At 74.4% G+C, this 18,141-nt stretch carries 14 protein-coding genes and 1 pseudogene; 12 read left to right on the forward strand and 3 right to left on the reverse strand.

Annotated features, from left to right (window positions below; all coding sequences use genetic code 11):
• Positions 1 to 258: 258 nt before the first annotated feature.
• The 8 genes and pseudogenes from AB0O09_RS32315 (at position 259) to AB0O09_RS32350 (ending at position 8,745) form a co-directional block, all read left to right on the forward strand.
• Positions 259 to 702 (forward strand): hypothetical protein, encoded by a 444-nt coding sequence (locus tag AB0O09_RS32315; RefSeq protein WP_052391463.1) that lies wholly within the window; start codon positions 259 to 261, stop codon positions 700 to 702.
• A 34-nt stretch (positions 703 to 736) separates the two neighbouring features.
• Positions 737 to 1,180, forward strand: a complete 444-nt coding sequence (locus AB0O09_RS32320; protein WP_363547997.1) for a DUF6325 family protein — start codon at positions 737 to 739, stop codon at positions 1,178 to 1,180.
• Between the two features lie 40 nt (positions 1,181 to 1,220).
• On the forward strand, positions 1,221 to 1,520 hold the full coding sequence (locus AB0O09_RS32325; protein ID WP_363548000.1) for an SHOCT domain-containing protein: 300 nt from the start codon (positions 1,221 to 1,223) through the stop codon (positions 1,518 to 1,520).
• Positions 1,521 to 1,551: 31 nt separating this feature from the next.
• Positions 1,552 to 3,189 carry an MFS transporter gene (locus AB0O09_RS32330; protein ID WP_363548003.1) on the forward strand — a complete coding sequence of 546 codons (1,638 nt, stop codon included), beginning with the start codon at positions 1,552 to 1,554 and terminating at the stop codon, positions 3,187 to 3,189.
• Positions 3,190 to 3,317: 128 nt separating this feature from the next.
• Positions 3,318 to 3,482, forward strand: a pseudogene (locus AB0O09_RS32335) (helix-turn-helix domain-containing protein); the annotation flags it as partial.
• A gap of 27 nt (positions 3,483 to 3,509) precedes the next feature.
• Positions 3,510 to 4,055 (forward strand): IclR family transcriptional regulator C-terminal domain-containing protein, encoded by a 546-nt coding sequence (locus tag AB0O09_RS32340; protein WP_363548006.1) that lies wholly within the window; start codon positions 3,510 to 3,512, stop codon positions 4,053 to 4,055.
• A gap of 46 nt (positions 4,056 to 4,101) precedes the next feature.
• On the forward strand, positions 4,102 to 4,428 hold the full coding sequence (locus tag AB0O09_RS32345) for a putative quinol monooxygenase (RefSeq protein ID WP_363548008.1): 327 nt from the start codon (positions 4,102 to 4,104) through the stop codon (positions 4,426 to 4,428).
• A 204-nt stretch (positions 4,429 to 4,632) separates the two neighbouring features.
• On the forward strand, positions 4,633 to 8,745 hold the full coding sequence (locus AB0O09_RS32350; RefSeq protein WP_363548011.1) for a bifunctional nitrate reductase/sulfite reductase flavoprotein subunit alpha: 4,113 nt from the start codon (positions 4,633 to 4,635) through the stop codon (positions 8,743 to 8,745).
• A 22-nt stretch (positions 8,746 to 8,767) separates the two neighbouring features.
• Here the strand turns inward: AB0O09_RS32350 and AB0O09_RS32355 are convergent, their stop codons facing one another.
• Entirely contained in the window at positions 8,768 to 9,577 is an 810-nt protein-coding gene (locus AB0O09_RS32355) for a hypothetical protein (RefSeq protein ID WP_363548013.1), read from the reverse strand.
• Positions 9,578 to 9,632: 55 nt separating this feature from the next.
• Entirely contained in the window at positions 9,633 to 10,565 is a 933-nt protein-coding gene (locus tag AB0O09_RS32360) for a hypothetical protein (RefSeq protein ID WP_363548016.1), read from the reverse strand.
• Between the two features lie 245 nt (positions 10,566 to 10,810).
• Between AB0O09_RS32360 and AB0O09_RS32365 the strand changes: the two genes are divergently transcribed.
• Positions 10,811 to 11,578 (forward strand): crotonase/enoyl-CoA hydratase family protein, encoded by a 768-nt coding sequence (locus AB0O09_RS32365; RefSeq protein WP_363548018.1) that lies wholly within the window; start codon positions 10,811 to 10,813, stop codon positions 11,576 to 11,578.
• 332 nt (positions 11,579 to 11,910) lie between these two features.
• On the opposite strand, the gene AB0O09_RS32370 is transcribed toward AB0O09_RS32365, so the two are convergent.
• Positions 11,911 to 13,476, reverse strand: coding sequence for a PucR family transcriptional regulator (locus AB0O09_RS32370; protein WP_363548021.1), 1,566 nt, complete (start codon positions 13,474 to 13,476; stop codon positions 11,911 to 11,913).
• 245 nt (positions 13,477 to 13,721) lie between these two features.
• Between AB0O09_RS32370 and AB0O09_RS32375 the strand changes: the two genes are divergently transcribed.
• Genes AB0O09_RS32375 through AB0O09_RS32385 form a run of 3 tightly spaced genes read left to right on the forward strand, consistent with a single transcriptional unit; the run spans position 13,722 to position 17,815 of the window.
• Positions 13,722 to 15,188, forward strand: coding sequence for a sodium:solute symporter (locus tag AB0O09_RS32375; protein ID WP_363548023.1), 1,467 nt, complete (start codon positions 13,722 to 13,724; stop codon positions 15,186 to 15,188).
• 39 nt (positions 15,189 to 15,227) lie between these two features.
• Entirely contained in the window at positions 15,228 to 16,190 is a 963-nt protein-coding gene (gene speB, locus AB0O09_RS32380; RefSeq protein ID WP_363548026.1) for an agmatinase, read from the forward strand.
• Positions 16,187 to 17,815 (forward strand): thiamine pyrophosphate-binding protein, encoded by a 1,629-nt coding sequence (locus AB0O09_RS32385; protein ID WP_363548028.1) that lies wholly within the window; start codon positions 16,187 to 16,189, stop codon positions 17,813 to 17,815. Before speB ends, AB0O09_RS32385 begins: the two co-directional genes overlap by 4 nt.
• Positions 17,816 to 18,141: the final 326 nt, after the last annotated feature.

Genomic DNA, 18,141 nt, shown 5'->3' on the forward strand with positions numbered 1-18,141 from the left:
GCCGCCGGGGCCGGTGCGCCGACGGCGGCCGGCCGCCGATTTCCTGAGCTGTCTGGCATGGCGACCACCGGAGTCCAGGGCGCGTGCCGGGTGCACACGTCGTCCCGGCTTCAATCATCGGTACACCCCCGGGCGGCCGCAACGCACGGAGGGTGACCGCCGGGGCGGCCGGTCACCCGCGCCGGGTGGTGCGGAGCCGCCCGCTTGACCGCACCCTGATCTGGGGGACCGTCCAGGACGCCCGACACGGAGGTCTCGATGGCGACCGCACCCTATCCCGCCGGAAGCTTCCGCCCGACGCCGCCGCGGGCGACGCAGCAGGGCGAGTCCATGCGGATGTTCGCCGCCGTCATGCTGGGCGTCCTCGCCCTGTTCAACGGCCTCGACGGCATCGCGGCGATCGCGCAGTCCAAGGTGTTCGTCGGCGACGCCCGCTTCGTCTTCGGCGACCTGCGCGCCTGGGGCTGGGCGATGCTCGCCCTCGCCGTCGCGCAGGGCTTCGCCGCGGCCGGCGTCCTCGCCCGCAACCAGCTCGCCCGCTGGTTCGGCGTGGCCGTCCTCGTCCTCAACGCCTTCGCCCAGATGGCCTTCATCCCGTCGTACCCGGTCTGGTCCGTGCTGGTCATCGCCATCGACGTGATCGCCCTGTACGCGCTGATCGCCTACGGCGGCCGCCCGGAGCCCGGGCCGCCGGCCTCCTGAGCCCCCACCCGCACCCGCACCCGAGGAGCCCGAAGTGACCGACGAACTCAACGAGATGGGCCCGATCGACTACGTGGTGATCGAGTTCCCCGGCAGCAAGATGACCGGGGAGGGCCTGCCGCTGCTCGTCGACCTGGTCGACCGGGGCATCATCCGGATCATCGACCTGATGTTCATGAAGAAGGAGCTCGACGGCTCCGTCGTCGGGCTGGAGATCGCCGACATGACCGGCGACGGCGAACTCGACCTCGCGGTCTTCGAGGGCGCGGCCTCCGGCCTGCTCGGCTCGGAGGACCTCGACGAGGCCGCCGCCGCCCTGGAGCCCGGCAACTCGGCCGGCCTGATCGTCTACGAGAACCTGTGGGCCGCGCCGTTCGCCGCCGCATTGCGCCGCGGCGGCGCCCAGCTGGTGGCGAGCGGCCGCATCCCGCTGCAGGACGTCGTCGCCGCGCTGGACGAGCTCGAGTCCGAGGAGTGACCGGCCCGGCGCCGGCACCGGAAGACCGAAGGAGAGAACCATGCCCGGACTGATCCGAGGAGTCGCCCGCACCGCCGTGGTCGCGGGCACCGCCACGGCGGTGTCCAACCGCGTGTCCCGGCGGCAGGCCGGCCGGTGGGCCGAGCAGGAGGCCCAGCAGGCCCCGCCCCCGCAGCAGGTGGTCTACCAGCAGGCACCGCCGCCGCCCCCGCCGGCCGCCGCCCCGGTCAGCATGGACAGCAAGATCGACCAGCTCAAGGAACTCGCCACGCTCAAGGAGCAGGGCATCCTCACCGAAGCCGAGTTCGAGGCGCAGAAGGCCCGGATCCTCAACGGCTGACCGACTCGCTGTCAGACCCCCTGGAGGTGCGGTGAACCGGTGGAAGCCGCTGGTCGTCCTCGGCACGGGCCAGTTCCTCATGGTGCTGGACGCGTCGGTGATGAACGTGTCGATCAGTCAGCTCGTCGACGACTTCGACACCGAGGTCACCGCCATCCAGGGGGTCATCACCCTCTACACCCTGGTGATGGCCGCCTTCATGCTCACCGGCGGCAAGATCGGTGACATGTACGGCCGCCGCCGCACCTTCGTGGTCGGCCTGGTCGTCTACGCGGTCGGCTCCGGCCTCACCGCGATCGCCCCCGAACTGTGGGTGCTCGCGCTCGGCTGGTCCGTGATCGAGGGGCTCGGCGCCGCCCTGGTGCTGCCCGCCCTCGCGGCCCTCGTCGCCGGCGTCTACCGGGGCCGCGACCGGGCCGTCGCCTACGGCGTGATCGGCGGCCTCGCCGGCGCCGGCATCGCCGTCGGCCCGCTGCTCGGCGGCTGGGTCACCACCTACCTCACCTGGCGGCTGGTCTTCGCCGGCGAGGTCGTCCTGGTGGTCGCGATGCTCTGCCTGATCGGCTGGATCCCGGCCGAGGAACCGCCGAAGGAACGGCCGAAGCTCGACCTGGTGGCGGTCGCGCTCTCCGCGGCCGGACTCGCGCTGGTCGTCCTCGCCGTGCTGCAGAGCAGCAGCTGGGGCTGGCTGGAGCCGCGGAACCCGCCGTTCACCGTGTTCGGCTTCTCGCCGACCCTCTTCGCCATCACCCTCGGCGGCCTGCTGCTCTTCGTCTTCGCCCGCTGGGAGCACGGCCGGGAGGCCGCCGGGAGGCCGACGCTGGTGCACCTCGGCCTGTTCCGCGTCCGGTCGCTGCGCTCCGGGCTGATCACCCTGTTCAACCAGAACACCATCCTGCTCGGCCTGTTCTTCGTGATCCCGCTCTACCTGCAGGTGGTGCTGGGCGAGGACGCCTTCGAGACGGGCCTGCGGCTGCTGCCGGTGTCCGCCACCATGCTGGTCGCCTCGATGAGCGGCTCGCTGCTGCTGCGGATCGCCTCCCCGCGCACCATCGTCCGGGCCGGGTTCCTGGTGCTGCTCGCCTCCATCGTCTGGCTGCTCGCCACCATCGATCCCGAGCTGAACGACGCCTCCTTCGCCCTCGCCATGGCGGTGATGGGCCTCGGGATGGGCATGCTCGCCTCGCAGCTCGGCAACGTCGTGCAGTCCAGCGTCGGCGCCGCCGACCGCAGCGAGGCCGGCGGACTCCAGTACACCGCCCAGAACCTGGGCTCCTCGCTCGGCACCGCACTGATCGGCGCGATCCTGATCGGTGCGCTCGCCGCCTCGCTGAGCAACCTGATCAAGAACGACCCGCGGATCTCCGACGAGGTGGCCCGGCAGGCCGGCACCCGGATCGAGGCCGGCCTCACCTTCGTCCCCGCGGACGGCGTCGCCGACGCGCTGGAGCAGACCTCGATCCCGCCCGCGGAGGCGGACGCCATCGTCGACAACTACCGGGACGCCCAGATCACGGGACTCAAGGTCGCCGTCCTCGCCAGCGGCGGCATCGCCCTGATCGGCTTCCTCTGCACCACGGCGCTGCCCGCCCACGTCCGCGGCAAGGGGCCGGGCGGTGAGGACGCGGAGGACGAGGACGGAGAGGACCGCGAGGACGTCGCGGCCTGACGGCCCCCGCGCCGCACATTCCGGCACCGCCGGAATGACCGTGCGGCGGGTTTGGGCGGCGGGCCCGGCCTCGGGCAGGCTGTGGGGCGACCGGCCCGTACGGGCCCCGCGCCGAGAGGAGCCCCGCCATCGCCGCCGCCGCGCACGGCCCGCAGTCGCTCGACCGGGCGCTCGACCTGCTGGACGCCGTCGCCGACGCACCCGGCCCGGTCGCCGCCCGCGACCTCGCCGCCCGGCTCGGCTGCTCGCTCTCCACCGTCTACACCCTGCTCGGCCCGCTCACCGCCCGCGGCCACCTCGCCCGCACCCGCGGCGGCTACGTGCTCGGCCCGCGGATCCCCGCCCTGCACCGGGCGTACCGGCGGCGGGAGCCCGCCGAGCCCGACGTCCGCGACCTGCTGCTGCGGGTGGCCCGCGCGGCCGGCACCCCCGCGTACTACAGCACCTACCGGGACGGCCGGATCGCCGTGGTCGAGAGCACCGGGCCGGCCGCGGCCGACGGCGACCCCTTCGAGGCCGGCACCGAACCGCACGCGCACGCCACCGCCCACGGCAAGGTGCTGCTCGCCGCGCTCTCCCGACCGGCCCGCCGCCGCTACCTGGCCGAGCACGGCCTGCCGCGGTTCACCGAGCACACCATCACCGACCCCGACCGGCTGGAGGCCGAACTCGGCCTCGTCCGCCGACTCGGCCTGGCGGTCTCGGTCGGCGAGTACGACCCCGACTGGATGTGCCTGGCCGTGCCGCTGCCGCCCGCCGGCGACGGCCCCGCCCGGGCGCTCTCCGTCTCGCTGCCCACCGCCCACCGGGCCGCCCGCGGCCGGATCGGCGACGTCCTGACCCGCGCCGCCCGGCAGTTCGGCTGAGCGGCCGTCACCGCCCCACCACCACACCACCATTGAGGAGTCAGCCGTGATCCTGATCAACGTCAAGTTCACCGCCCGCCGCGAGTACGCCGACAGCTGGATGGCGCGGGTCGACGCGTTCACCCGGGCCACCCGCGAGGAGCCGGGCAACATCTTCTTCGAGTGGTCCCGCAGCGTCGACGACCCCCAGGTGTACGTCCTGCTGGAGGCCTTCGCGGACGCCGAGGCCGGCGCCGCCCACGTGAACTCCGACCACTTCAAGGCCGCCATGGCCGAACTGCCGCAGGCCATCGCGGCCAAGCCGCAGATCATCTACGTCGAGGCGCCGGTCGACGGCTGGGGCGAGATGGCCGAACTCACCCCCGCCGACTGACCCCTTGTCGCCGCCACCCCCGGGCCTCACACTCGGAGGGTTCTTCCGTGCGGCAGGCGTAACGGCCGGGTCACCTTGCACGACACCTTCGCGCAACAGGGCCTTCCTACGTTGGACACGGGTGGGAGCGTCCCACCGGGCCGGTCGGCGGGCCTCCGCCACCGCGGGCGGGGGCCCGGACCGGCGGCCACGAGAGGGGCAGCCGTGACGGTGCCGACGCCGCAGCAGGAGACCAGCCGGGTGAGGACGGCCTGCTCGTACTGCGGGGTCGGCTGCGGCATCGTCCTCGACGTGACCCGGGAGGCCGACGGCCGCCGGAGGGTGGTCAAGGCCTCCGGCGACCCGGTCCACCCGGCGAACGCCGGCCGGCTCTGCACCAAGGGCGCCACCCACGCCGACCTGATGGCCGCGCCCGGCCGGCTCGGCACCGCCCTCGTCCGCACCGGCCGCGGCGAGGAGCCGGCCGAGGTCGACGTGGACGCGGCCGTCGCCGCCGTCGCCGGACGGCTGCGCGCCATCGTCGACGAACACGGGCCGGACGCGCTGGCGTTCTACGTCTCGGGCCAGATGTCCCTGGAGGCGCAGTACTTGGCGAACAAGCTCGCCAAGGGTTTCGTACGGACCTCCCGGATCGAGTCCAACTCCCGCCTGTGCATGGCTGGCGCGGGCTCCGGCTACAAGCTCTCGCTCGGCGCCGACGGCCCGCCCGGCTCGTACGAGGACTTCGAGCACGCCGACCTCTTCCTGGTCATCGGCTCCAACATGGCGGACTGCCACCCGATCCTCTTCCTGCGCATGATGGAACGGGTCAAGGCCGGTGCGAAGCTCGTCGTCGTCGACCCGCGCCGCACCGCCACCGCCGAGAAGGCCGACCTCTTCCTGCAGATCCGCCCCGGCACCGACCTGGCGCTGCTCAACGGCCTGCTGCACCTGCTGGTCGCCGGCGGCCACACCGACGAGGCGTTCATCGCCGAGCACACCGAGGGCTGGGAGCACCTGTCCGACTTCCTCGCCGACTACCCGCCCGCCGCCGTCGCCGAGCTGACCGGCCTCGCCGAGGCCGACCTGCGGCAGGCCGCCGAGTGGATCGGCACCGCGGGGGAGTGGACGAGCTGCTGGACGATGGGCCTCAACCAGTCCACCCACGGCACCTGGAACACCAACGCCCTGGTCAACCTGCACCTGGCCACCGGCGCCATCTGCCGCCCCGGCAGCGGACCGTTCTCGCTGACCGGCCAGCCCAACGCCATGGGCGGCCGCGAGATGGGCTACATGGGCCCCGGACTGCCGGGCCAGCGCTCCGCCCTGGTGGAGGCCGAACGGGCCTTCACGGAGGACCTCTGGGGCATCGAGCGGGGCAGCCTGCGCGCCGAGGCCGGCGCCGGCACCGTGGAGATGTTCGAGCGGATGGCCGAGGGCGAGATCAAGGCCTGCTGGATCATCTGCACCAACCCGGTCGCCTCGGTGGCCAACCGGCGGACGGTCATCGAGGGCCTGGAGGCGGCCGAACTGGTCATCACCCAGGACGTGTTCGCCGAGACCGAGACCAACGCCTACGCGGACGTGGTGCTGCCCGCCACGCTCTGGGCCGAGTCCGACGGCGTCATGGTCAACTCCGAGCGCAACCTCACCCTCGTCCAGGGCGTGGTGGACGCCCCCGGCGGGGCCCGGCCCGACTGGCGGCTGATCGCCGACGTCGCCTGCGCCATGGGCTACGCCGAGGCCTTCGGCTACGCCTCCGCCGAGGAGGTCTTCGAGGAGCTCAAGCAGGCCTGGAACCCGACGACCGGCTGGGACCTGCGCGGCGTGACCTACGACCGGCTGCGGGAGGGCCCCGCGCAGTGGCCGTGCGCCCCCGGCGGCCCGGACCGCAACCCGGTGCGGTACCTCAACGACGGCGTCAGCCAGGAGCCGCTGGTCCGCGAGGACGGCTCCCGGCCGCGGCTCGCCTTCCCCACCGGGTCCGGCCGGGCCCGGTTCTACGCCCGGCCGCACCTGCCGCCCGCCGAACTGCCCGACGACGACTACCCGTTCGTGCTCAACACCGGCCGGGTGCAGCACCAGTGGCACACCCTCACCAAGACCGGCAAGGTCGCCAAGCTGAACAAGCTGAACCCGGGCCCGTTCGTGGAGATCCACCCGGTGGACGCCGCCGCGCTGCGGGCCGCCGACGGGGACCGGCTGGAGGTCGCCTCCCGGCGCGGCCGGGCCGTGCTGCCCGTGGTGGTCACCGACCGGGTGCTGCCCGGCACCTGCTTCGCGCCCTTCCACTGGAACGACATGTTCGGCGAGTACCTGGGGATCAACGCCGTCACCAACGACGCCGTCGACCCGGTCTCCTTCCAGCCCGAGCTCAAGGCCTGTGCGGTCTCGCTCACCCGGGTCGCCGCCGTCGCCGACCCGGGCCCGGCCGCCTTCGCCGCCCCCGGGCCCGCCCTCACCTCGGCGACCGCCGAGGGCGGCACCGCGGTCGCGGCCCTCACCCGGCTCTTCGCGCTCACCGACCTGGCCGCCCCGCCCGCCTTCGCCGACCACGAACGCCGCTACCTCGCCGGGTACTTGGCGGGCCTCGGTGTCACCGCCCCGGCCGGTGCGGTGCCGGTGCTGCCGGCCGACGCCCCCTTCGACCCGGCGCACGCGCTGTGGGTGGACGGCGTGCTCGCCGGGATGTTCTCCCGCTCCCCCGCGCCGGCCGCCGGGCCCGCCGCCGAGGCGCCCGGCCGCCGGGTGGTCGTCCTGTACGCCTCGCAGACCGGCAACGCCGAGGAGATCGCCACCGGCGCCGCCGCCCGGCTCGCCGAGGCCGGCCGGAGCGCGACCGTCCTGCCCATGGCGGACTGCGTCCCCGGCGCCCTGACCGCCGGCACCGACCTGCTCGTGGTCACCAGCACCTTCGGCGACGGCGACGCCCCCGACAACGGCGCCGACTTCTGGCAGCAACTGGCCGACGGCGGCGCGGCCCGCCTCCCCGACCTGCGGTACGCGGTGCTCGCCCTCGGCGACTCCAGCTACCACGACTTCTGCGGCCACGGCCGCCGCCTCGACGAGCGCCTCGCGGAACTCGGCGGCGTCCGCCTGCTGCCCCGCGTCGACTGCGAACCGGACTACGAGGAGGCGGCCGCCGGCTGGCTGGAGCAGGTGCTGACCGCGCTCACCGCGGAGCCCGCCCCGGCGCCGGCCGCCCCGCGCAGACCCACCAAGGCCGAACCGTTCACCGCCACCCTCACCGGCAACCGGCTGCTCAGCCTGCCCGGCGCGGCCAAGGAGGTCCGCCAGTTCACCTTCGACCTCGGCGCGAGCGGAGCCCTGGAGTACGAGGTCGGCGACGCGCTCGGCGTCTGGCCGGTCAACTGCCCCGAGCTGGTGGTGGAGTGGCTGGAGGCGACCGGCCAGCACCCCGACACCGAGGTCGAACTCGCCGGCGTCGGGCGGACGACGCTCTCCGAGGCGCTGCACCGGCACCTCGACCTGACCCGGATCACCACCGACCTGCTCCGCTTCGCCGCCGAGCGGACGGCCGACGGCCGGCTGCTCCGCAAACTGCTCCGCCCCGACAACAAGGACGAACTGGCGCAGTGGAGTTGGGGCCGGCAGGCGATCGACCTGGTGGCCGAGCACCCGGTGAAGGCCACCGCCCAGGAGTGGGTGGACGTGCTGAAGAAGCTGCAGCCGCGGCTCTACTCGATCTCCTCCAGCCCGCTGGTCGACCCGGCGAAGGTCCAACTCACGGTCTCCGTCGTGCGGTTCGACAATCCCGCCGGACGCCGCCGCAAGGGGGTGGCCTCCAGCTTCCTGGCGGACGCGGCCCCCGACACCCCGGTGCGGATCTTCGTGCAGCGCTCGCCGCACTTCCGCCCGCCCGCCGACCCGGCGGTGCCCGCCGTGATGATCGGCCCCGGCACCGGCGTCGCGCCCTTCAAGGGCTTCCTGGACGAGCGGCGGGCCCGTGGCGACCACGCCGGCAACTGGCTGTTCTTCGGCGAGCAGCGGCGCGCCACCGACTTCTACTACCGGGACGAGCTGGCCGCCCTCGGGGAGGCGGGCGTGCTCTCCCGGCTGGACCTGGCCTTCTCCCGCGACCAGCGGAACAAGGTCTACGTGCAGGACCGGATGCGCGAGCACGGTTCGCGGCTGTGGGCGTGGCTGGAGGCGGGCGCCCACCTGTACGTCTGCGGCGACGCCGGCCGGATGGCCAAGGACGTCGACCGCGCCCTCCACGAGATCGTCGCCGCCCAGGGCGGGCTGAGCGAGGAGGGCGCGGCCGCGTACGTCAAGCAGCTGGCCGCGGACAAGCGCTACGTCCGCGACGTGTACTGACGGGTGTTCGCTAGACGCCCGGTCAGCAGTTCTTGAAGGCGCCGCAGAGCGGCGCCCCCAGCAGACGCAGGACGGCGGTGTCGTCCTTGACCGTCCAGGCGGCCTTGGGCTTCTTGGTGCCGTAGGGGCCGTAGACGGTCAGCTCGGCGACCGTGGTCGAGGTGGTCGTCAGGTACTCGTGGACGGTGATGCCGCCGCTGCCCTGCTTGAGGGTGATGGTGGCGGCCAGGTACGCCGGGTCCTCGGCGGTGACCTTCACACTGGGGGTGGCGCCGTCCGGGGCGCAGGCCTTGACCTCCGCGGTCAGGGCGCGCAGCAGCGCACCCGCGGACTGCACGGCCCCGCTGGAGGTGCCCTTGAAGTGGACGACCGTCTGCTGGACCTGCCACTCGTCGGTGCCGCCGCTCAGCAGCGACTGCGCGCCGTCGGCGCCGGTGCCGAGGCCGGCGAGGTCCGAGGAGCGGGCCGAGTCGCAGAGCGTCTCGAAGGCGAACGGCTCGCCGTTCTTGACCGCCTTGGCCTTCCCGGCCTGCGCGGGCCAGTGGTAGGCGGAGTTCAGCGGCAGGTCGTTGCCCTTCATCCAGGCGGAGGCGGGAACGCCGTTGACGGTCGGGCCGGTGGCACCGCCGGCCTTGGCGCTGGGGGAGGCCGCCGCGGAGGCGGCGTCCCCGGCGGGCGAGGGGTCGGCCGCGGAAGGCGCGGCCTGGCTCGCGGCGGCGGTGCTCGGTGCGGCGGCCGGCTCGGCCGGGTCGCAGGCGGTCAGCACGCCGACGGCGAGGACGGCGGCACAGACGGCGGTGGCGGCGCGCAGCGCCGTGGTGTGTCGGGACACGGTGAGGTGGCTCTTCCTGGTTTCGACGGCCGGCCGTGCGGGCCGGCGCGGACGGTCAGTAGCCCTGCGGGCCGTGGTTCGGGTTGGCCTGGGCGACCTTGGCGGCCAGGTCGTGGCCGTCCGGTGAGACGTGGTAGCGCGCCATCATGTAGTTCATGGAGGCGCACGCGCTGGCCACCGGGTCGTAGATCTTGGTGGAGGTGCCCGGCTGGTGGTAGGCGGCGAAGGTGTCCGGGATGCACTGCCAGGGGCCGCGCGAGGAGTGCAGCGGCGCGCCGTCCGCCTGGGTCGGGCCCCAGGCGTTGCTGTCGGTCTTGTTCACCAGCCAGTGCGAGTCGTTGTACGAGGACTCGCGCTGGGTCATGGTGAGCAGGCCGCGCATCCAGTTGGCCCGGGCCTGCGGGTCCTTGATGCCCATGGTGTCGAGCGCCTGGTTGACGTAGTCCTCGCAGGCGGCCCGGCCGCTCTTCCACGAGCCGGCGCCGCTGTAGTCGACGTCGGACATCGGGATCTTGCCGTGCGGGTTCGGCGAGGAGGGCATCGGGTGGTGCCCGCCGCTGCCGCCGCCGTCGTGGCCGCCGCTGCCGCCCTGGTGTCCGCCGCCGTGGTGGCCACCGCTGCCGCCGGGCTTGCCGGGCGACTTGGGCGGGGTGTGGTGGCCGCCGCCGGGCAGCTGCTTGCCGGCGTGCTCCTCGGCCTCGCGGTAGTTGTGGGCGCAGTGCCGGATCCCGGCCGCGTCCTGGTGCATCGCCTTCGCGGTGGCGGCGGCGCTCCGCCCGGCGTCCTGGGCGGCCTGTTCGGCGGCGAGCACGATGCCGGTGGAGAGCACGCCGCCGGTGATCAGGGTCTCGATCTCGGCGGTGCGGAACTTGCCCGAGAGCGCGTCGACCCTGGCCGCGACGCGTTCCAGGCGTTCGGCCCGGGCCTGCCACTCCTTGGCGAGCCGGTCGAGTTGTTCGGGCGACACTTTGTAGTGGCTGCCTGACATGGCGGTCCTTCCCCCGTCGGACGGCTCCCCGTCCGCGCTGTCCCCGTCGGGTCGGACGGCCCCGGCGGTGCGGCCGCCGGATCGTGTGCCACCCAATCCCCGGCGGCAGATCATAGTATGAGCGCCTGTCAGTGGGCCCGCCGGACCCCGCCGCGCGGCGGCCTCGTCCGGACGGCGCCGTTCTGGTTCGATGGGGTCCGTCCACCGGTCGGCGGTGGCCGCGGCAGCGAGGAGGACCGGCACAGATGCCCGTACGCACCGAACGCAGCGGACCGGTGACTACCGTCGTGCTCTCCCGCCCCGAGAGCCGCAACGCCGTCGACGGACCCACCGCCGAAGCCCTCGCCGAGGCCTTCCGCTCCTTCGACGCCGACCCCGAGGCCTCCGTCGCCGTCCTGTGGGGCGAGGGCGGCATCTTCTCCGCCGGCGCCGACCTCAAGGCCTTCGGCACCGCCGACGGGAACCGGGTCGCCCCCGAGGGTGACGGGCCGATGGGCCCCACCCGGATGCGGCTCTCCAAGCCCGTCATCGCCGCCGTCTCCGGCCACGCCGTCGCGGGCGGCCTCGAACTCGCCCTCTGGTGCGACCTGCGGGTCGCCGAGGAGGACGCCGTCTTCGGCGTGTTCTGCCGCCGTTGGGGCGTCCCCCTGATCGACGGCGGCACCGTCCGGCTGCCCCGGCTGATCGGCGCAGGTCGCGCCATGGACCTCGTCCTCACCGGCCGCCCGGTCGACGCCGGCGAGGCCAAGAGCATCGGGCTGGTCGACCGGGTCGTCCCCCGCGGCACCTCCCGGCAGGCCGCCGAACGGCTCGCCGCCGAGATCGCCCGCTTCCCGCAGACCTGCATGCGCGAGGACCGGCTCTCCCTCCTCGAACAGGACGGGCTGAGCGAGCACGACGCCCTCGACAACGAACTCCGGCACGGCCTGCGGTCCCTGCCCGAGGCCGGCGAGGGAGCCGCCCGCTTCGCCAAGGGAGCCGGCCGCCACGGCTCCTTCACCGACCGGCACTGACCGCGCCCCTGCGGAAGCCGCGCGGATCCGTGGCGCCTGCACCGGGTAGGGCCCGGGCCGAACAGGTGAACGGTCGGCTGGGTGGCGGGGCGCCGCATGGGGTGGACGGACCGGACGTGGTCCTGGCGGTCGTCCGGCTGCTGTTCGGTGCCGGGCTGGCCGGGCTGGCCGGGCTGGCCGGGGCTGGTCGGTGTCGCGGGGGCGACCGGCACCTTCGTGGTCACCGGATGCTTCGAGGAGCCGGAGGGCAACGACACCCACTGCCGGGGCACGTACACGCCGTTCGCCGCGTCCTCGGCTCCTGAGGGTCTCCTCCGGTCGGCGGGCCGGATTCAGGTCCGGTGGTCCGTCGGTGGGAGACGGCGGAGGGCGAACCACAGCTCCATGCGGACGTCGGGGTCGTCGAGGTCGGCGGCGAGGAGGTCGGCGGTGCGGGCGATGCGCTGGCGGACGGTGTTGCGGTGGAGTTCGAGGGCGGCGGCGGTGCGGTCCCAGCTGCCGTGGTGGGCGAGCCAGGCGGTGAGGGTCTCCCGCAGGACGTCCGGTCCGGGGGCGCCCGCCTCCGCGAGCGGCGCCAGCAGGGCCCGGGCGTGGGCGCGGGCCTCGTCCTCGGCGACCAGGGCGTGCATGCTCAGGGCTTCGTCGCGCTGCCGCGCGGCTCCCCGGCCGCCCGCCAGGGCCCGCCGCAGGGCGCGGTCGGCGTGCACGGCCGCGTTCCCGAGCCCGTCCGGCCCGGTGGGGGCGCTGAAGCCGAGCGTCCAGCCCAACCGGACGGCGGCGGCCGGATCGGGCGCGGCGGGCCCGGGGACGAGGGCCCGCAGTGCGTTGCCGGTGACGTCCAGGTAGGGCGTGCCGAGGGCGGTGCCGAGCGCGGCGACCTGGACGGGGTCGTCCCCGCGTCCTGGCCGGGTGCGCCGTCCGGCGACGACGATCCAGCGGCCGTCCGCGGCGCCGTCCGGTTGCAGCAGGGCGGCGACCTCGGCCGGGGCGGCGCCGAGCAGCAGCCGGACGAGCGCGCCGGAACCGCGGGTGTCGGCGCCGAGGGCGTGCCGGGGGCTGGTGAGCAGGGCGAGCAGGACGGCGGCGACGCCGGTGACCGAGCGGTGGACGCTGCTGGGCGGGGTGTCCGCGGCGATGCCGAGGGCGAGGCCGCCGGGCAGGGTGTGCACGGTGAGGTGGCGTCCTTCGAGGTGCTCGGCGGCGGCCGTCGGCGGCGCGGTCCGGCCGGGCCGGCCGGCGAGCCGGGCCGTGGTGCGGGCGGCCAGCTCCCGCACCTGCCGCGCCGCCGGCGCGGCGGGGCGCTCCCCGGCGGCGAAGAGCTCCTGCCCGGCGGCCTCCAGCAGCACCGTCCAGGAGCCGGTGCGCACGGCCAGCTGGTGCAGCACAGCCTGCAGCGCGTCCGGCCGGGCCGCGGCGGAGGCGAGGGCGGACTGCGCCTCGGAGACCAGCCGCAGGTCGCGGTTGCGGGCCTCGGCCATGAACGCGTACGCGGCCCGGTTGACCGCGACGAACGGCGTCGCCGGCGGGACCCGGACGAGCGGCAGCGCATGCCGCTCGCAGGCCTCGACGAGCACCGCCGGCACCTCGTCGTGGACGGGGGCGATGCCGAAGCCGAGCGCCGCGATCCCGGCCGCGGCGACGCTGCGCACGTACGCGTCCACGGCCTCCGCGGTCGGCGGGAAGCGGACGCCCGCGGTCAGCAGCAGTTCGCCGCCGGACAGGTACGGCGCCGGGTCGGGCAGCTCGGTGGTGCCGATGGTCCCGATCAGCCGGTCGTCACGGGGCCCCGCGATCTGCTCCAGGCCGAGGCCCGGGGCGCCGAGCAGCACCCGCAGCGGCAGGGCCGGCGTCCCCGGCTCGGGCGCGCGCGGAGCCGCCGGTACGGGCGGTGCGGACATGCCCGGCCTCCCTCCGATGGACACTTCCTCCATCCCGAGCATAGAGAATGGACGGATCCGACACTTCAACCGCCCCGGCGCTGCTCGTACCGTTTCGACACGGGCCGAGGACGCCGTCCGGCGGTCGGTGCCCGTACCCGTCCCCCCCCGGCGCCGCGGCAGGCCCCCCTTCCGGCCGCGGCAGCCGTCCCCCACGAGCACCCCGGCCCCGCACCCGCAGCGCGGCGGCCGGATCGGAGGACCACATGGCCATCGACTACGTCGTGATGACCTGCTACCTGGCGGGCATCGTCGCCGTCGGCTGGTGGGGCAGGCGGCGCGCCCGCTCCAAGAGCGACTTCCTGGTCGCCGGCCGCCGCCTCGGCCCGCTGATGTACACCGGGACGATGGCCGCCGTCGTGCTCGGCGGCGCCTCCACCATCGGCGGCGTCCGCCTCGGCTACACCTACGGCCTGTCCGGCGCCTGGATGGTCTTCGCGATCGGCCTCGGCCTGCTCGCCCTGAGCGCCTTCTTCTCCGCCCGGATCGCCCGGCTGAAGGTCTACACCGTCGCCGAGATGCTCTCGCTGCGCTACGGCGACGCCGCGAGCGTCATCTCCGGCGTGGTGATGTGGGTCTACACCCTGATGCTGGCCGTCACCTCCACCATCGCCTACGCCACCGTCTTCGACGTGCTCTTCGACGTGCCGCGCTGGGCGGCCGTGGTGATCGGCGGCACCGTCGTCGTCGGCTACTCCGCCCTCGGCGGCATGTGGTCGATCACCCTCACCGACATGGTGCAGTTCGTGGTGAAGTCGATCGGCGTGCTGGTGCTGCTGCTGCCGATCGCCGTCGTCAAGGCCGGCGGCTGGAGCGCCATGGCCGACAAGCTGCCCGACGGCTACTTCTCCTTCGGCTCCATCGGCGGCGAGTCGATCCTCACCTTCGTGCTGATCTACACCTTCGGCATGCTGATCGGCCAGGACATCTGGCAGCGGGTGTTCACCGCCCGCACCGACCGGGTCGCCTCCTACGGCGGCACCGTGGCCGGCGTCTACTGCCTGGTCTACGGCCTCGCCGGCGCCGTCATCGGCATGGCCACCAAGGCGCTGCACCCGCAGCTCGCCGGCGCCGACAGCGCCTTCGCGACCATCGTGAAGACCACCCTGCCGACCGGTGTGAAGGGCCTGGTGCTGGCCGCCGCGCTCTCCGCGATGATGTCCACCGCCAGCGGCGCCCTGATCGCCTCCGCCACCGTCGCCAACAACGACATCTGGCAGTGGCTGCGCACCCGCGGCGGCAAGGTCCGCCCGCAGGGCGACGACCACGACGAGGTCGGCTCCAACCGGCTGGCGATCATCGTCCTGGGCGCGGTCTCCATCGGCCTGGCCTGCCTGCTCGACGACGTCCTCGCGGCCCTCACCGTCGCCTACAACCTGCTGGTCGGCGGCCTGCTCGTGCCGATCCTCGGCGGCCTGGTCTGGCGCCGCGGCAACCTGCCGGGCGCGCTGGCCGCGATGACCGCCGGCGGCGTCACCGTGATCACCCTCATGGTGCTCAAGGGCACCCTCGCCAACGAGCCCATCTACTACGGCCTCGGCGCCAGCCTGGTCGCCTACCTGGCCGTCAGCCTGGCCACCCGGCCCACCGACGCCCGCCTGCTGGAGCGCTGGCGCGACCGCCTCGACGGCCGCACCCCGGCCGAGCCCGAGGCCGTCCCCGCCGCCGCCTGACGGCACGCCACCGCACCCACCGACCCTCCCGAGGAATCCATGAGCACCACCGAACCGCGCGGCCCGATCGACTCGTCCCGCGTCCCGCGCTACGCCGGCCCCGCCACCTTCGCCCGGCTGCCCCGCCTGGACGAGGTCGGCCGCGCCGACATCGCCGTGGTCGGCGTCCCGTTCGACACCGGGGTCTCCTACCGGCCGGGCGCGCGGTTCGGCGGCAACGCGATCCGCGAGGCCAGCCGCCTGCTGCGGCCCTACAACCCGGCGCAGGACGCCTCGCCGTTCGCCCTCGCCCAGGTCGCCGACGCCGGCGACATCGCCGCCAACCCCTTCAACATCAACGAGGCCGTCGACACCGTCGAGGCCGCCGCCCGCGACCTGCTCGCCACCGGCGCCCGGCTGATGACCCTCGGCGGCGACCACACCATCGCCCTGCCGCTGCTGCGCGCCGTCGCCGCCGAGCACGGCCCGGTCGCCCTGCTCCACTTCGACGCCCACCTCGACACCTGGGACACCTACTTCGGCGCCGAGTACACCCACGGCACCCCGTTCCGCCGCGCCGTCGAGGAGGGCATCCTCGACACCTCCGCGCTCAGCCACGTCGGCACCCGCGGCCCGCTGTACGGCCGCCAGGACCTCACCGACGACGAGAAGCTCGGCTTCGGCATCGTCACCTCCGCCGACGTGATGCGCCGCGGCGTCGACGAGGTCGCCCAGCAGCTCCGCGAGCGGATCGGCGACCGCCCGCTGTACGTCTCCATCGACATCGACGTCCTCGACCCGGCGCACGCCCCCGGCACCGGCACCCCCGAGGCCGGCGGCCTCACCTCCCGCGAACTCCTGGAGATCCTCCGCGGACTGGCCGGCTGCAACATCGTCTCCGCCGACCTCGTCGAGGTCGCCCCCGCCTACGACCACGCCGAGATCACCTCCGTGGCCGCCTCGCACACCGCCTACGAGCTGACCACCCTGATGGCCCGCCGGATCGCTGAGGAGCGCGCATGACCCACGTCCGCAACGGCGGCGACCTGGTCGTCGAGTCCCTCGCCAACCTCGGCGCCGAGACCGTCTTCGGCCTCCCCGGCCAGCACGCCCTCGGCCTGTTCGACGCCCTGCGCCGCTCCCGGCTGCGCTACGTCGGCCTGCGGGTGGAGAACAACGCCGGCTTCGCCGCCGACGGCTACGCCCGCACCGCAGGGACCGTCGCCCCGCTGTTCCTCTCCACCGGCCCCGGCGCCCTCACCTCGCTCGCCGCCCTCCAGGAGGCCGCCGCCGCCTCCGCCCCCGTGCTCGCCGTCTCCTCGCAGATCCCCTCCGCCGGCCTCGGCGGCCGCCGCCGCGGCTACCTGCACGAACTCGTCGACCAGCAGGCCAGCTTCCGCGACGTGGTGAAGTCCGTGCACACCGCGCGCACCGCCTCGCAGATCCCCTCCGCCCTCGCCGCCGCCTGGGAGTCCGCCCTCACCGCCCCCTACGGTCCGGTCTGGGTGGAGATCCCGCAGGACGTGCTGCTCGCTCCCACCACCGTGCCCCGGGTCACTGGCCTGCGCGCCGAACCCCGCCCGCTCGTCCCGCGGGCCGAACTCGTCGCCGAGGCCGCCGTGCTGCTCGCCGAGGCCGAGAACCCGGTGATCCTCGCCGGCGGCGGGGCCGTCCGGGCCGGTGCCACCGACGAACTGCTGCGGCTCGCCGAGTTGGTGCGGGCCCCCGTGGCCTGCACCTTCGGCGCCAAGGGCGCCTTCCCCTGGGAGCACCCGCTCTCGCTGCAGTCCTGGCTGGAGGACCGGCACACCACCGAGCTGCTGGAGAACGCCGACGTGCTGCTCGTCGTCGGCTCCGGACTCGGCGAACTCTCCAGCAACTACCACACGTTCGCCCCACGCGGTCAGCTGATCCAGGTCGAGGCCGACCTCGGCAAGCTGGAGTCCAACCACCCCGCCTTCGGCATCCACGCCGACGCCCGGCTCGCCCTCGCCGCCCTCGCCGACTCCGTCCCCGCACGCGAGCCCGACGGCCGCGCCGAGGCCGCCGCCGCCGACCTGCTCAAGCAGGTCCGGGCCCGGATCGACGGCCAGGGACTGGAGTTGGAACAGCAGGTTCTGGCCGCGGCCCGCGCCGCCCTGCCGGACGACTCCCCGGCCTTCTTCGACATGACCATCCTCGGCTACTGGGCCTGGTCCGCGTGGGACGCCCGGCGCCCCGGCGCCATGCACTCCGCCCAGGGCGCCGGCGGCCTCGGCTACGGCTTCCCCGCCGCACTCGGCGCGGCCGCCGCCCTGCCGGGCCGGCCCGTCCTCGCCGTCTCCGGGGACGGCGGCGCGATGTACTCGATCGCGGAACTCGCCACCGCCCGCCAGCACGACCTGAACGTCACCTGGCTGATCGTGGACGACGGGGGCTACGGCATCCTCCGCGAGTACATGACGGACACCTTCGGCGAGGCCACCGCGACCGAACTCGCCCGCCCCGACTTCCTCCGCCTCGCCGAGTCCTTCGGCGTCCCGGCCGTCCCCACCACCCCCGAGACCCTCCACGCCGACCTGGCCGCCGCCCTCGCCACCCCCGGCCCCACCGTGGTCGTCCTCCCCGCCCTCCTCCGCATGTTCGCCCCCACCCACCTGGAGCCCTGAAGCCACGTCAGGGGCACCACCCCAGGGCACGCGGAACTGAGCGGATCAGCCCAGGGGCGCGTGGGGGCACCTCCCGGCCGAAGGCTGGGGGAGAACTGCGCAGTCCGGGAGCGGCTGTGCGTGCTATCAGGGCCGACCCCTGGTTCGTACGGCAGTCACATCCGAATTGCGCAGTTCCCCGCGCCCCTGTTCTTGCTCGGCTCATCCTGCGAGTGCGGCCGCATCCGGATCGCGCAGTTCTCCCCCAGCCTTCGGCCGGGAGGTGCCCCCACGCGCCCCTGCCGGGCGTGCCCGTACTGTTCGTGGCATGACCGAATTCAGTGTTC

The organism is Kitasatospora sp. NPDC093679 (assembly GCF_040683455.1).
Taxonomy (GTDB): Bacteria; Actinomycetota; Actinomycetes; order Streptomycetales; family Streptomycetaceae; genus Kitasatospora; species Kitasatospora arboriphila.